The organism is Pusillimonas sp. ANT_WB101, from assembly GCF_008369125.1.
Lineage (GTDB): Bacteria > Pseudomonadota > Gammaproteobacteria > Burkholderiales > Burkholderiaceae_B > Allopusillimonas.
Map to the genome: position 1 here is coordinate 1,904,848 of NZ_VOAY01000001.1, position 13,867 is coordinate 1,918,714.

11 protein-coding genes and 1 other RNA gene are annotated in these 13,867 nt (G+C 54.2%); 7 read left to right on the forward strand and 5 right to left on the reverse strand.

Annotation, left to right across the window (positions count from 1 at the left end; all coding sequences use genetic code 11):
- The first annotated feature begins 251 nt into the window (after positions 1-251).
- The gene (locus FQ179_RS08565; RefSeq protein WP_149396756.1) at positions 252-1,127 is read left to right on the forward strand and encodes a TIGR00730 family Rossman fold protein; all 876 of its coding nucleotides are present in this window, start codon (positions 252-254) and stop codon (positions 1,125-1,127) included.
- A gap of 95 nt (positions 1,128-1,222) precedes the next feature.
- The gene (locus FQ179_RS08570) at positions 1,223-3,703 is read left to right on the forward strand and encodes a phosphoketolase (protein ID WP_223146205.1); all 2,481 of its coding nucleotides are present in this window, start codon (positions 1,223-1,225) and stop codon (positions 3,701-3,703) included.
- Here FQ179_RS08570 and FQ179_RS08575 read toward each other — a convergent pair.
- On the reverse strand, positions 3,650-4,000 hold the full coding sequence (locus FQ179_RS08575) for a carboxymuconolactone decarboxylase family protein (RefSeq protein ID WP_223146206.1): 351 nt from the start codon (positions 3,998-4,000) through the stop codon (positions 3,650-3,652). The two genes, FQ179_RS08570 and FQ179_RS08575, sit on opposite strands and share 54 nt — an antisense overlap.
- A 292-nt stretch (positions 4,001-4,292) precedes the next feature.
- Here FQ179_RS08575 and FQ179_RS08580 point away from each other — a divergent pair, with 292 nt between their 5' ends.
- The 5 genes from FQ179_RS08580 (at position 4,293) to FQ179_RS08600 (ending at position 10,614) form a co-directional block, all read left to right on the forward strand.
- Positions 4,293-5,465: a metallophosphoesterase gene (locus tag FQ179_RS08580; protein ID WP_149396758.1), complete on the forward strand. Its 1,173-nt coding sequence runs from the start codon at positions 4,293-4,295 to the stop codon at positions 5,463-5,465.
- A 137-nt stretch (positions 5,466-5,602) separates the two neighbouring features.
- Complete coding sequence (locus tag FQ179_RS08585) at positions 5,603-6,559, forward strand: TAXI family TRAP transporter solute-binding subunit (protein ID WP_149396759.1); 957 nt, start codon at positions 5,603-5,605, stop codon at positions 6,557-6,559.
- 24 nt (positions 6,560-6,583) lie between these two features.
- Positions 6,584-8,608, forward strand: a complete 2,025-nt coding sequence (locus FQ179_RS08590) for a TRAP transporter permease (protein WP_149396760.1) — start codon at positions 6,584-6,586, stop codon at positions 8,606-8,608.
- A complete protein-coding gene (locus FQ179_RS08595) occupies positions 8,605-9,030 on the forward strand; it encodes a DUF1850 domain-containing protein (RefSeq protein WP_255474886.1) in 426 nt (141 codons plus the stop codon). The genes FQ179_RS08590 and FQ179_RS08595 overlap by 4 nt, the downstream gene beginning before the upstream one ends.
- A 219-nt stretch (positions 9,031-9,249) precedes the next feature.
- The gene (locus FQ179_RS08600; protein WP_149396761.1) at positions 9,250-10,614 is read left to right on the forward strand and encodes a sodium:alanine symporter family protein; all 1,365 of its coding nucleotides are present in this window, start codon (positions 9,250-9,252) and stop codon (positions 10,612-10,614) included.
- A 148-nt stretch (positions 10,615-10,762) separates the two neighbouring features.
- Here the strand turns inward: FQ179_RS08600 and FQ179_RS08605 are convergent, their stop codons facing one another.
- The 4 genes from FQ179_RS08605 to ssrA form a co-directional block, all read right to left on the reverse strand.
- Complete coding sequence (locus FQ179_RS08605; RefSeq protein WP_149396762.1) at positions 10,763-11,347, reverse strand: DUF937 domain-containing protein; 585 nt, start codon at positions 11,345-11,347, stop codon at positions 10,763-10,765.
- A gap of 41 nt (positions 11,348-11,388) precedes the next feature.
- Positions 11,389-11,808, reverse strand: coding sequence for a DUF3597 domain-containing protein (locus FQ179_RS08610; RefSeq protein ID WP_149396763.1), 420 nt, complete (start codon positions 11,806-11,808; stop codon positions 11,389-11,391).
- Between the two features lie 161 nt (positions 11,809-11,969).
- The gene (locus tag FQ179_RS08615; protein WP_149396764.1) at positions 11,970-13,094 is read right to left on the reverse strand and encodes a glycosyltransferase; all 1,125 of its coding nucleotides are present in this window, start codon (positions 13,092-13,094) and stop codon (positions 11,970-11,972) included.
- Between the two features lie 394 nt (positions 13,095-13,488).
- Positions 13,489-13,855: a transfer-messenger RNA gene (gene ssrA / locus FQ179_RS08620) on the reverse strand.
- Positions 13,856-13,867: the final 12 nt, after the last annotated feature.

Here is a 13,867-nt window from a genome sequence, read left to right on the forward strand (position 1 = left end):
AGGCAATAGTGTTCGGTCATGGTTAGTGCCGAGCACACCCCTAATCATAAACCTGACAGCAAACACCGTACCCAAAACACGGCTGAATAGCCAAACCAGCCACTTTAACGTGCTAAATCTTGGCCACGCAGCTTTAAAAACGTATGCCACAGTTTCATGCCGCCAGCCAAAGCACTACACTTGGCAGTTCCTGCAACCACGGTGAACACACTTTTAAGCCAATGCTGCCTTTTGATCCAAAACAACCCCGCATGAGTACGCCCCAAGAACTCGAAGCTCAGCAAGAGGAGATAATCCGTAGCTCGGCCTATCGCATTGCCCAGGAAGACACCGAGTTTATGGCCCTGCCAGAGCTGCGGTCTGTGCGCCTGCAGCTCGAGTACCTGAAACCCTCAGTTTATCTTCGCAAGTATGGCATTGAATCGACTGTCGTCGTGTTTGGCAGCGCCCGCATTAACCCACCCGAAATTGCCCAAGCTCATTACCATGACGCGAAAGCGGCCGCCGAGGCGCGCCCCGAAGATGTCAGCGCAGCCCAAGACCTGATCAACGCCAAACGTCGGCTTGGCTACTCGCACTACTATGAACAAGCCCGATGCTTTGCACGCATGCTCTCAGAACAATTTCAGCTGACTGAAAGACGTGACTTCGCTATTACGACAGGCGGCGGCCCTGGCATCATGGAGGCAGCCAACCGCGGTGCTTATGAAGCAGGCGCGTTATCAATCGGCCACAACATCACCCTGCCCCATGAGCAAAGGCCCAACCCTTACATTACGCCCGAGCTGGCATTTCATTTTCATTATTTTGCGCTAAGAAAAATGCACATGCTGCTGCACGCACGTGCGCTGGTCTCGTTTCCGGGAGGGTACGGCACGCTGGACGAGCTCTTTGAAGTGCTGACGCTCATACAAACAGGCAAGGTCGAGCGCATACCTATTATTTTGTTCGGCCGCGACTTCTGGAGCAAAGCCATCAACTTTGACTTTCTTGTAGAAGAAGGCATGATTGGTCCAAATGACGCGGGTCTGATTACCGTTGTTGAAAAAGCCGAAGAAGCCATGGAAATTTTGCGTGACTTCTACCAATTAACCCCTGGCCATTGCGGTCCGGGGGGTACTGACTGATGCTTCTGCGTTGATGAAGCAGTGCACCAGCCGCGTCATGACAACGCCGCGAGCAGAACATACTGCCGCTGGCGTTTCGCCCCAAGGAGATGCCCATGACATCCGAAAGCCAACAAACGCCCACTGTCACGGGCTCTTCAGATATAAGCAACCCAGATACGGCACCGCTCGATGCAGAGTCACTGCAATTGATCGACGCGTATTGGCGTGCCAGCAACTATCTGTGCGTGGGTATGATTTACCTGCGTGACAACGCCCTGCTGCGCCAGCCTCTGCAAGCGGTACATACTAAAAACCGGTTGCTGGGCCATTGGGGGTCAGATCCAGGCCAAACGTTCACCTGGGTGCACATGAACCGGGTGATCAAGAAGTACGATCTGAACATGATCTATCTGTCAGGCCCGGGGCATGGTGCGCCCGCCGTGATTTCTCAGTGCTATCTTGAAGAAACCTATTCTGAAATTTATCCTGAAAAAAGTCTGGATGAAACCGGCATGCTGCGCCTATTTCAGGCTTTTTCGTTTCCGGGTCAACTGGGCAGCCACTGTACACCGGAGGTACCCGGCTCAATACACGAAGGTGGTGAGCTGGGTTATAGCGTATCGCACGCGTTTGGTGCCGCATTTGATAACCCCGACCTCATCGTCACGGTAGTGGTTGGCGACGGAGAAGCCGAGACTGGGCCACTGGCAACCTCATGGCATTCTAATAAGTTTCTAAACCCAATTCATGACGGTGCTGTGCTGCCAATATTGCATCTTAATGGATACAAAATTGCCAACCCCACCCTTCTCGCGCGCATCAGCACCGAAGAGCTCACTCAACTCTTCTGCGGTTATGGGTGGTCACCCATATTGGTCGAAGGCGATAACCCAGCCCACATGCACCAAAAAATGGCAGCTGCCGTTGAGGCGTGCGTGCTGCGTATTCGTGCCATTCAGCAACACGCCCGAGAAACGAACAACCCCGAAAGACCGCGCTGGCCCATGATTATCTTGCGCACGCCCAAAGGCTGGACCTGCCCGGCTGAGCTGGACGGCCATAAAATTGAAGGCTCATGGCGCGCCCACCAGGTGCCGATAACTGATGTAAAGCAAAATCCGGAGCACCTGCGCATTGTTGAAACCTGGCTGCGCAGCTATCGCCCCGAAGAGCTGTTTGACGAGAGCGGCCGGTTGTTGCCTGCCCTGCGAAAACTGGCACCGCATGGCGACCGACGCATGAGCGCCAACCCCCACGCCAATGGCGGAAAACTGCTCAAGCCACTAAACCTGCCCGACTTTCGCGCTTACGCCGTCGCTATCGAACAACCTGGCACTCGGCAGGCATCACCCACGCAAACTTTGGGCGCTTATCTGTGCGAAGTCATGCGCACTAATATGCAGAGTTTCAGGGTATTCAGCCCTGACGAAAATGCATCAAACAAGCTGCAAGGCATCTATAAGGCCAGCAGAAAAACCTGGTTGGCAGAGCGGCTTCCCGAGGATGACGACGGTGGCGAACTCTCGCCCGACGGACGTGTCATGGAGATGCTGAGTGAACATACGCTGGAGGGCTGGCTTGAAGGTTATGTGCTAACAGGTCGCCACGGCCTGTTCAATACCTACGAGGCGTTTGTACATATTATCGACTCCATGTTCAACCAGCACGCAAAGTGGCTCGAAAAAGCGAAGCATGAAGTGCGCTGGCGTGCGCCCGTGCCCTCGCTCAACCTGTTGATATCATCCGTCGTTTGGCGCCAGGATCACAATGGCTTCACCCACCAGGATCCAGGCTTTCTTGACGTAGTCAGCAATAAAAGCGCTGCGGTAACCCGTATTTATTTGCCGCCTGATGCAAACTGCCTGCTCAGTGTTGCCGACCACTGCCTGAGAACGACCAACTATGTAAATGTCATCGTTGCCGACAAACAGCAGCATTTGGTGTTTCTGAATATGGACGACGCCGCCATCCATTGCGCCAAAGGCATAGGCATCTGGGAATGGGCCAGTACCGATGCAGGCATGGAGCCCGACGTCGTCATGGCCTGCGCGGGCGATATTCTGACACAAGAGGCCTTGGCGGCCGTTGCCATTTTGCGTAGCCATCTGCCATCGTTGAAGATCCGCTTTGTTAATGTGGTTGACTTGTACAGGCTCCAGCCCGATACCGAACACCCACACGGGTTGTCGCATGCCGACTTCGACTCGCTGTTTACACGCGACAAGCCCGTAATATTCAACTTTCATGGTTACCCGTGGCTGATTCACAAATTTACCTACAGCCGTAACAACCACAATAACTTTCACGTGCGCGGTTATAAAGAAAAGGGCAATATCAACACCCCTCTTGAACTGGCCATCGAAAACCAGGTCGACCGTTTCAACTTGGCCATGGACGTCATAGACCGCGTGCCAAACCTTAAAGACCGCGCGGCCCACCTCAAAGAATGGCTAAAAGGTCAAATCATTGAAACTGTGGAATATGCCCACCGGGAAGGTCAAGACAGGCCAGAAATCCGCGACTGGACCTGGCCTGACGACTCAGGTGGTGCTTCGGTGCCCAACATGGTTAATGGTGTCGAGCGCAAGATTTGAGTGAGCAAAGGCGCCGCCTGCACGCATTTCGGCTGCCACCCAAATGGCTTCCATAATCTGCTTGTCGGTCGCGCCAGCGTTAAGAGCAGCTTTGGTATGCCCCTGGATGCAATAAGGACATTGCGTGACGTGGGCAACCGCAACCGCAATCAATTGCTTGGTTTTTTTGTCGATTTCACCGTCGGCAAAGACGGCGGCGCTAAAGGCCTTGAACGCGTCGGACGTTTCGGGCGCGAGCTCGTGACGCTGACGTGAAAGATCGCGGCTTGCTGCAGGATACATAGGGTTGTCCATCATTCAGCTCCTTAAACATATAAAGAAAAAACGGCTAGCCTGATAAAAGGCAGTGTTCAGTTTCAGACAGCCTACCCATACTCAGTGTACGGCTACTCTGACCGCAGGCCCACAATACAAGGGTCTGGGAAAGGGGCAAGTACCCGGCCAGCAAGGTTGTGCATGCAAGGGCAAGCTGTCGTTTTCATCGTCCGCCTGGACCGCGGCTTATCAACCCAACCACGGGTTTTTGGGCATGAACATCGCGCGACCCCAGTCGGCCTACAATACCGTCATCGTCTATAACCTCTGAGCCATGCTGCGTTACTTCTCTTTTTTACTGCGTGTACCCGTTCTGCTTGGCCTGGGCCATCTTTATGCAGGATGGCGTCTGGCAGCCGCGGCGTCTAACCTCAGCGAGCGCGCCGTCATTCTTGCCGCAATTCTGGTCATGTACCTGCTGGTCGTGGCTGGTTTTCGTATGCGTCGTGCTGTGGGCCAAACGGGCGGAGATCTGGTGGCATGGGCCGGATTCGTTGCGCTCGGACTTTTCGCATGGGTGTTTGTGCTGTGCCTGGTTCGCGACATCGTACTGCTGTTGCTTGTTCCCACAGCCTTTTTCGCGCCCGCCGCCTCCGTTCTATACTTTGAACCAATTTATCGTGCCAGTGCAGTTGCCGTGCCGGTGCTTGCGATAGCCGCCGTACTGATCGGCCTTTACAACGCCCGCAAGGTTGCGCGCGTGGTGGACGTTAACGTACCCATCACAAACCTGCCCAAGAGCCTGCAAGGGTTCACCATCGTGCAACTTAGCGATGTGCATGTAGGCGCAACCATCAAGCGCGGCTACATTGAACGTATTGTGAAAGCGGTTAATGCGCTGCAGCCAAATGCCATCGCACTGACAGGTGATCTGGTCGATGGCAGTGTCGCCAGCCTGCGCAACGACGTCGAACCATTGTCAAAACTGGTCGCGCAACATGGCGTGTATGTAGTAACGGGTAACCATGAATACTATTCGGGTGCCCAAGAGTGGGTTAATGAGTTCAGACGCATCGGCCTTACCGTGTTGATGAATGAGCATTGCGTCATTACACACAATACCTCACTGCTTATTATGGCTGGCGTCACCGACTACGGTGCAGGCGCTTTCGATCGAACGCAAGCCAGCGACCCCACAGCCGCCCTGCGGGGCGCGCCTGACCAGGCCGCAGTGCGAATTGTGCTGGCTCACCAACCTCGCAGCGCGAGCGCTGCCGCTGCAGCAGGGTTTGACCTGCAACTGTCGGGGCACACGCACGGGGGGCAGTTTTGGCCCTGGAAATACTTCATCCCTTTACAGCAACCCTTTACAGCGGGCCTGCACCGCCTGGGGGCCATGCACGTTTATGTTAGCCGGGGCACAGGGTACTGGGGGCCACCATTACGACTGGGCGCACCCTCTGAAATTACCCGCATACGGCTAACTTGCGCTCAAGCATGTGGATAATCCCTACTTACAGAGCCTTGCGATATTCGTTACATTGCACACAGCATTTCAACAAGGAAACTGCTTTTTTCACTGCCCTTATAGCGGGCAGTGCTTTCTTTTTCAAATTATTAGTACGAATACATCTAGGAGACACCATGAGGGCATTCAAATGGCTGGCAACGGCTGCGCTTACCGCAGCGACGTTGGCGGCGGGGCCGGCAATGGCCAAGCAGCAGTTCATTAATATTCTTACCGGGGGCCAGAGCGGCGTCTACTACCCGCTGGGCGTAGCACTGTCGCAGGTCTATGCAAAAAACATCCCTGACGTCAAAGCAACTGCTCAAGTTACCAAAGCCTCTGCCGAAAACATGAACCTGCTACAGGCAGGCCGTGGCGAACTCGCACTTGCGCTGGCTGATACCGTTTCAGATGCATGGAAAGGCAGTACCGACGCAGGCTTTACCCAGAAACTGGACAAACTACGCGGGCTATCAGCTACTTACAATAACTACGTACAGATCGTAGCGAACAAAGAGTCTGGCATCCGTACACTGGCCGACCTGAAAGGCAAACGTATTTCGGTTGGCGCAGCGCGATCGGGCACAGAACTTAATGCTCGCGCCGTATTTAAGGCTGCCGGCATCAGTTACGACGATCTGGCCAAGGTTGAGTACCTGCCTTTTGGCGAGTCTGTCGAGCTTATGAAAAACCGACAGCTTGACGCCACCCTGCAGTCGGCAGGCCTGGGCGTATCGTCCATACGCGACCTGGCTACTTCGGTAGACATCGTCATTATCCCGGTGCCTGCTGATGTTGTTAAAAAAATTGGCGACGAGGCGTACCAGGCTACTGTTATTCCGGCTAACACCTACGCGGGTCAGACGGAAGACATGCCAACCGCTGCCATCCCCAACTTTCTGGTGACGCAGTCAGACGTGCCCGATGAACTGGCGTATCAGATGACCAAACAGCTGTACGAGCATCTTGACGTGCTGTATGCCGCCCATAACGCGGCCAAAGCCATCAAGCTTGAAAATGCCATCAAAGGTATGCCTGTTCCCTTGCATCCTGGCGCAGAAAAATACTACCGTGAAGTCGGCCTCATCAAGTAATTAAGGTTCCAAAGGTAACACCCAATGAGCACAGGCCACGACCACGCCACCCCCTTGCCTCGCGCCGTATTCTGGATCGCCATTCTGTTCTCGGCGTTCCAGGTATACACCGCGGCATTCAGCCCCCTGTCCAGCCAAGTCGTACGTGCCATACACGTAGGCTTTGTCATACTGCTGGTTTTTACCCTCAGCCCTGGGTTTCTGGGTATTAAAAACCGGCATTTGAACTGGGCAGTCGGGCTTATAGGGTTCGTGTTCAGTGCGTATCATTGGGTGTTCGAGTCTGATCTTACCGCACGGGCGGGCCAGATGACCGATGCCGACATGGTGGTCGGCATCGTCATTCTGGTGCTGGTGTTTGAAGCCGCCCGTCGCATCATGGGTTGGGCTCTGCCCATGATCTGCGGCGTATTTCTTCTGTACGGCCTTTTTGGCGAGTATCTGCCTGGCCCTCTGGCGCATCGCGGATATGGTTTCGACCAGATCATCAGCACCATGAGTTTTGGCACTGAGGGCATTTACGGTATTCCAGCCTATGTGTCGTCCACCTATATTTTCTTATTCATCCTGTTCGGCGCATTTCTCGAACAAGCTGGAATGATCTCCCTGTTCAACGACTTTGCCATGGGAACCGTGGGCCACACCCGTGGCGGCCCGGCAAAAGTCTCAGTGATTAGCTCGGGGCTAATGGGCACCATCAATGGTTCTGGCGTTGCCAACGTTGTCACTACCGGGCAATTTACCATCCCGTTGATGAAGAAGTTTGGTTACTCCCCCGCCTTTGCTGGCGGCGTCGAGGCCACCTCAAGCATGGGGGGGCAAATTATGCCTCCGGTGATGGGGGCCGTCGCCTTTATCATGGCCGAAACCCTCAACATCCCTTATATCGAGGTCTGTAAGGCGGCCATTGTTCCGGCAATTCTGTATTTTTGTACCGCCTTCTGGACGGTGCACCTGGAGGCCGGCAGCAAAGGCCTGCTGGGCTTGGCCAAAAAAGACTGTCCTAACCCCTGGACTGCAGTACGCGAACGCTGGCATTTGCTGCTTCCGTTGATCGGGCTGGTTATCCTGCTGTTCTCGGGCTATACCCCACTTTTTTCCGGCACAGTAGGCCTGGGGCTTACCGTTATTCTTATTTTTGGCGCCGCATTAATCTCCGGGGTCAATCAACGTGCACTACGTTATTTATTCTGGATTCTGCTCGGTTTCGCCTGTGCGGGTTTCCTGGAATTTGGCGTCATTACCTTCTTTGTCATCTCTGCAGTACTCGTTGTTTTTCTGAAGCTGCTGCATAAAGGCAAAGACGCATTGCAATTATCATTGGTAGCGCTTTCTGAAGGTGCGCGCCATGCACTGCCCGTAGCCATTGCATGTGCACTGGTAGGCGTTATTATCGGCATCATCAACCTTACAGGTGTAGCGGCCGAGTTTGGTGGGCAAATAATCGCTATCGGCGAGCACAGCCTGTTTTTGGCCCTGCTCCTGACCATGGTTACGTGCCTGGTACTGGGCATGGGCATACCCACCATCCCCAACTACATCATTACCAGCTCGTTGGCAGCTCCCATTTTGTTAAAACTTGGGGTGCCACTCATCGTGTCGCATATGTTTGTGTTTTACTTCGGCATCATGGCTGACCTTACACCGCCTGTGGCACTGGCCGCGTTTGCAGCTGCTCCCATCGCACGCGAAAGTGGGTTAAAGATTAGCGTGCAGGCATTGCGGATAGCCGCTGCGGGCTTTGTGCTGCCTTTCATGGCCGTGTACTCGCCAGCACTGCTGCTGCAAAGCGACAGCTTTTTCGATATTGCCTACATTATCTTCAAGGCGGTGTTGGCTATCGGCCTGTGGGGAGCTGGCGTCACTGGGTATTTGTTTGGCCCCCTCAACTGGCTGGCCCGTGTAATTGCCATAGGTACGGCAGCGCTACTGGTTACGGCGCTACCATTAACGGATGAGCTAGGTATCACCGCCTGCGGCCTCTTGGTGGCATGGCATCTGTGGAGGCTCCGGACCTCATCCCCTAAACCCGGGCGACAACCCGCATGATGGCGCTCGCCCCCGCGCTGGGCGTTTGCCTGGCGCTGGCGGCGGCACCCGATGCCGCACCCTATTTCATACCTGTACACGAGTTCACCCTGGCATGGACGCATTCCATAGAAAAAATTCGCTGGGAAGAAGACTACCGTGTTCTGCCGCCTGCACAGCCCGATGAGCCGCCCCGCCTTGTTGCAGGCAAAGCCAGAATTCACGGCTCTGGCGCCGGTATGGAACCTCCACCAGATGCCGTTCTGCATGATGGCTGGTTTGAATACCAGCCCCACGACGCATTGCCCCCTACGTTGAGGCTGACGCGATCGGTATATACAGCAGATTACGATTGGTGCATGCATGGCACCTGTCAGCCGCTGTCTCTTATTTTTCCTAGTGATGGGGACATTACGCTGCTGTTTCCGTGCGTCGCTCCCTGACCAAAAAAATGAAACAAACAGTTTCATAGCCTTGCGCCAAGGTAGTGGTGCAGTGGTAGCATGAGCGCGCGTTTTCTAACACCAATAAAACAGCAGTCAGTGATCGGGGAGCAACTCCTGGTTTCGCACGCACGTTGCATAACGCTATGCACTCGGGCGTTCAGCCATGCTCGACGCACGTTCCGTCTGGCGATTTAAAGACTAAACAAAGGCTTTTAAATGCAATTTCTGGAAAACATCGTCAACCAGGTCAATGGCCTTGTGTGGGGGCCGCTCATGCTGGTGCTTATTTTGGGCACCGGCTTTTTCCTGATGGTCATGCTCAAGTTCATGCCTTTGCTGCGCATCGGCAGTGGCTTTGCCCTCATGTGGCGTGGCCGTGAAAAAGGCGCTGAAGACACTGGAGAAATAAGCCCGTTTCAAGCCCTGATGACATGTCTTGCCGCAACCGTGGGTACGGGGAACATCGCAGGCGTGGCCACGGCTATTTTTCTCGGCGGCCCCGGCGCACTATTCTGGATGTGGTGTACTGCGCTGGTCGGCATGGCTACCAAGTACTGCGAAGTCGTGCTGGCCGTTCATTTTAGAGAAAAAGACACACGCAGCGAACATGTTGGCGGCCCCATGTACGCCATAAAGAACGGCCTGGGCCGTCGATGGGTATGGCTGGGAACCGCCTTCGCCATTTTCGGCGGCTTTGCGGGCTTTGGCATCGGCAACATGGTGCAGGTCAACAGCATGGCGCTGGCATTGAAGGCAACGTTCTCCATTCCTATGTGGGTCACCGGTACGGTGGCAATGGTGCTCGTGGGGATGGTGATTCTGGGGGGTATCAAGCGTATTGGTTCGGTGGCGGCTGCACTGGTTCCTTTTATGTGCGTGGCCTATGTGCTCGCAGGCCTGGCCGTGCTCATTGTCAACGCCGATGCCATTCCGGGTGCGTTTGATCTGATATTTACCCATGCCTTCACCCCTATCGCCGCCACAGGCGGGTTTACGGGTGCCGCTGTCATGGCCGCAATTCGCTATGGCGTGGCCCGTGGCATTTTCTCAAACGAAGCTGGTCTGGGAACCGCAGGTATCGCTCAGGCTGCGGGTACCACGACAAGTGCCGTCCGTTCCGGCATGATCGGTACCTTTATCGACACGATTATTGTATGCAGCATGACGGGCCTGGCCATCGTGTGCTCGGGTGTTTGGAGTAGCGGTGAAAGTGGCGCCGAGCTCTCTGCTCTGGCGTTTGAATCGGCCCTGCCAGGCTATGGCGGTGCCATTCTCACCATTGCCCTGGTTATTTTTGCGTTTACAACAATTTTGGGCTGGAGTTATTACGGGGAAAAATGCTGGGAATTTCTCTTGGGCGCTCGTGCTATCAAGCCGTATCGCCTGATTTGGGTAGTTGCCGTGCCATTTGGTGCAATCGCTCAGCTCGATTTTGCCTGGCTGCTAGCTGACACCCTCAATGGCCTGATGGCTATTCCCAATTTAATCTCTCTGCTGCTGCTCAGCCCTGTGGTGCTCAAGCTGACACGTGATTATTTTGCGAGCCCGGCAAATCTACAGCCTGTCACCCAGAGCAGATAAAGCAGGTAAAGAAGATAAATAGAGTTAGCACTCATTTAAAATAAATAAGTTCGTCAAAAATAGACTCAATAAAAATCAGTGCAAAACGGGGCGTCCTGTAAGGGGCACCCCGTTTTGTTTGTACGCCTTCTGGCGTTATAAAAGCCAATTAGCGCGGCGTCTTGCCAGCCATCCGCATAATGTCATCCAGCACATTGCCATCGCCATTTGCGTCAAGCAGAGAAGCTAACCCGCCCAAACCACCAGCGGTCGCCCCCTTAGCACCCAAAAGCCCGCCAAGCATACCGCCCAACCCGCCACCGCCCGCGTGTACACCGTCGACCGCTGCTTCGCCATTCTTTTGTCGTGCCAAGAAGCCTGTTACCAACATGGCCAGAATAGGCAACATTTTTTTCAGCAAATCGGAGCTCAGCCCGCTTTTTGAGGATGCATCTTGTGCAACCGTGCGGCTGACATCAGGAGAGCCAAAAACCTGCCCTAATACGTTATTGCCACGGTCAACATCGGTAGACTGGTCACCCAATACATTGTCAAGCAGTGCGGATCCGCCGAACTGCTCCAGCAAACCACCCAGACCGGCAATACCTTGCGTCTGACTCTGTTTGCGGAAACCACCCATAAGCGCAGGAAGCAAAGCACCCGCACCGCGGGAGGCCTCGTCTTCGGTGACACCCAGATCTCGCGCCATGGCAGAAACTGCACCAGATTGCGTTAGAAACTCTGAAATTTCCATTTTGTACCCCTTAACCTAGCCGTCCTGTTAACCCTGTAAAGTTAGTCAAGCAAGTCAGCCGGGACGTTGCCGCCATTTTCAGCGATGCGCGCCAGCACCTTCTTGTGCAGCCACATATTCATTTGCGCCGAGTCGGCCATAAGCTCTGCCGGGCACCCGAGTTCGGTGGCCAGTTCTTTACGAGCTGTCAGGCTGCTATCCATATCAAGTAGCTTGAGCAGATCAACAATAGATGTCTTCCAGTTGAGCTTCTGGGAACTAGCAGCTGCCTTTTGCTCCAGTTGGGTAACCACATCAACAACGGGAATGCCCTGGGATGCTGCCCCTGCAGTGGGGGTTGATGCTGGTACCGATGTTGCGTCAGCAGGTGCTGCTGTTGGCGCTGCAGCCACGTCTCGAGCAGGTGCCGCTTTTGCGCTGCCAATGCCGAGTTTTTCAAGAATAGTACCGAAGAGTCCCATTTTTATTCCTTTATCATCGTAGAAGAACCTTAAATATTGCCTGTATATGCAGACATTGCAAGTACTATGCGTCAAAGTTTACGATGGTTTACAGAAGACCCTGTGTCCAGGGCAAGGTACCGAGCTTGGCGGCCGCAATCGCGTTCACACCAGCATTTGCGCTAACGCAGGCCTCTTTTATTCAAAGCGTTTTGGTAAGCCTGTTCAGTTGCCGCAACGAGCACCTGCGTAGATAGCATGCTCATCGCCTTTTCGCGGGCGGCAAGACCCATTTGAGGAAATCGCGGCTCATCGCTCATCAGTTGCGCCAGACATGTGACCATGGCATTCACATCGCGCGCCGGCACCACCCAGCCATCTTGCCCCGTCGTTACCAGCTCAGGCAACCCACCTGCATCCGACACCAGCGTGGGCAGGCCACAGGCAAGCGACTCACAAGTGGCATAAGAGCCTGCTTCATGAAACGAGACAACAAAACCCACATCACAGGCGCCGAGCACGTTACGCACATCTTTGACCAAGCCCGGGAATACCACCTGATCCTGCATTCCCAGTGAAGCAACCTGAGCACGCCGCGCCTCAGGCGGCGGATCGCCCGCCACCACCACGCGAAAACGGGCACGAAGCGGCCCGTCAAGCCGCGAAATGGCTTCAACCAGTACTAGCCAACCTTTATCGAAGTCTGTGCCCCCTGTGCTGCCCAGAACAAGCGTATCGGCAGGTAAATCACCGAATAACTCAGTGCGTCGTTGTGCCTTCTCTGCTGCCCCGGCAGGAACAAAATGATGGACATCTACCCCCAATCTGACCACCTGAACGGGCTTGGCTCCGTAGGGCGAATCACGCAATATGCGAGCGACAAAATCACAGACGGCGATACAGGCATCAGTGCCTAATCGGGCTCTGATCACATTGCCGACGCTGTCGGCAGCAAAGGTATTGTGTTTGGTCCACACGATGGCAGGCTTTGTTTGCAAAGTCATGCGAGCAAGCACCACATTGCGATGGTCAGCCACGCCATTCACATGCACCACGTCAAACGATTCATTTTTCAGCAATTTTCGCAGACGTTTAACATCCTGCAGCATGCCGGTAATACGGCGTGCGTATGTCATACCTATGCGACGCACCCCCGGCAGCGCACCCGCCGCAGCATAAAGCCGACTGGTATCAGGCGTAGCAATTACAACCTCATGCCTCGTGGCCAAAGCCCGCGCCAGGTTGACAATATATGACACGTGTCCGCCACCATTACGCTTGTGAAAGTTCGTGTAGAGTATTTTCATAGTACGGCCAAGCCATTATTGATCGTGCGCGCCTCGCGAATATACGGAAGGCGTCTATAAGCCAAGCATAGAAAATTGCTTGTCGAAACAGCAGAACATCAGAAAAACCGTAACGTAGTGCTATGCGGATGATACCGTGTCTATGTGAATGTGACGCTGGAGCCGATCTGTGGCTGGTGTGGCTGTTGGTGACGACGGCGAAATCAATGGAAGATTGATGAGCGCTTGCGAGCCTGGCAAAGCTGTCACAAGGTGTAGCCTGTGGAAGTTGTGAGGCCTACACCGCTATTGAGGTAGGTCTTGCTTCAGACGGAACGCCCAAAATGAGCCATTATTAAAAAAGGGCCAGATATTCATCTGGCCCTTTTAACCCCGGGTGTAATGGGGAGTTTTCTGGTGGAGTCGGCGGGAATTGAACCCGCGTCCGCAAGCCCTCTACAGGCAGTTCTACATGTTTAGTCGGATAATTTTAAGTTTTAACCTTGGATCATGCCTACCGACCGGCCCTTCCTTGGCGATTCACATTAAGTTAAGGTTTGAACGAGTGACCCAGACAAACCCGATTCTTTGTAAATGACGCTACTGTAAGTGTTACCTTACCTGACCCAAAGACAAATCAGTGTAGCGGCTTACCGCACTTAAGCGGCTAAAGCGAAACGCTCGTCGTTGGCGTTTGTAGTTTTCCAGTGGATTTACGAGCTTACTGGTGCTCGACATGCCCTGCTCTGCTTCGCGACCCACGTCGAAGCCGGATCGACCCCAGAACCTGAATT

What these genes read in the sequence shown, in the direction of transcription:
- FQ179_RS08565 (WP_149396756.1), top strand. Translation starts at nt 252, where the DNA reads ATGAGTACGCCCCAAGAACTCGAAGCTCAGCAAGAGGAGATAATCCGT.
- FQ179_RS08570 (WP_223146205.1), top strand. Translation starts at nt 1,223, where the DNA reads ATGACATCCGAAAGCCAACAAACGCCCACTGTCACGGGCTCTTCAGAT.
- FQ179_RS08575 (WP_223146206.1), bottom strand. Translation starts at nt 4,000, where the DNA reads ATGATGGACAACCCTATGTATCCTGCAGCAAGCCGCGATCTTTCACGT.
- FQ179_RS08580 (WP_149396758.1), top strand. Translation starts at nt 4,293, where the DNA reads ATGCTGCGTTACTTCTCTTTTTTACTGCGTGTACCCGTTCTGCTTGGC.
- FQ179_RS08585 (WP_149396759.1), top strand. Translation starts at nt 5,603, where the DNA reads ATGAGGGCATTCAAATGGCTGGCAACGGCTGCGCTTACCGCAGCGACG.
- FQ179_RS08590 (WP_149396760.1), top strand. Translation starts at nt 6,584, where the DNA reads ATGAGCACAGGCCACGACCACGCCACCCCCTTGCCTCGCGCCGTATTC.
- FQ179_RS08595 (WP_255474886.1), top strand. Translation starts at nt 8,605, where the DNA reads ATGATGGCGCTCGCCCCCGCGCTGGGCGTTTGCCTGGCGCTGGCGGCG.
- FQ179_RS08600 (WP_149396761.1), top strand. Translation starts at nt 9,250, where the DNA reads ATGCAATTTCTGGAAAACATCGTCAACCAGGTCAATGGCCTTGTGTGG.
- FQ179_RS08605 (WP_149396762.1), bottom strand. Translation starts at nt 11,347, where the DNA reads ATGGAAATTTCAGAGTTTCTAACGCAATCTGGTGCAGTTTCTGCCATG.
- FQ179_RS08610 (WP_149396763.1), bottom strand. Translation starts at nt 11,808, where the DNA reads ATGGGACTCTTCGGTACTATTCTTGAAAAACTCGGCATTGGCAGCGCA.
- FQ179_RS08615 (WP_149396764.1), bottom strand. Translation starts at nt 13,094, where the DNA reads ATGAAAATACTCTACACGAACTTTCACAAGCGTAATGGTGGCGGACAC.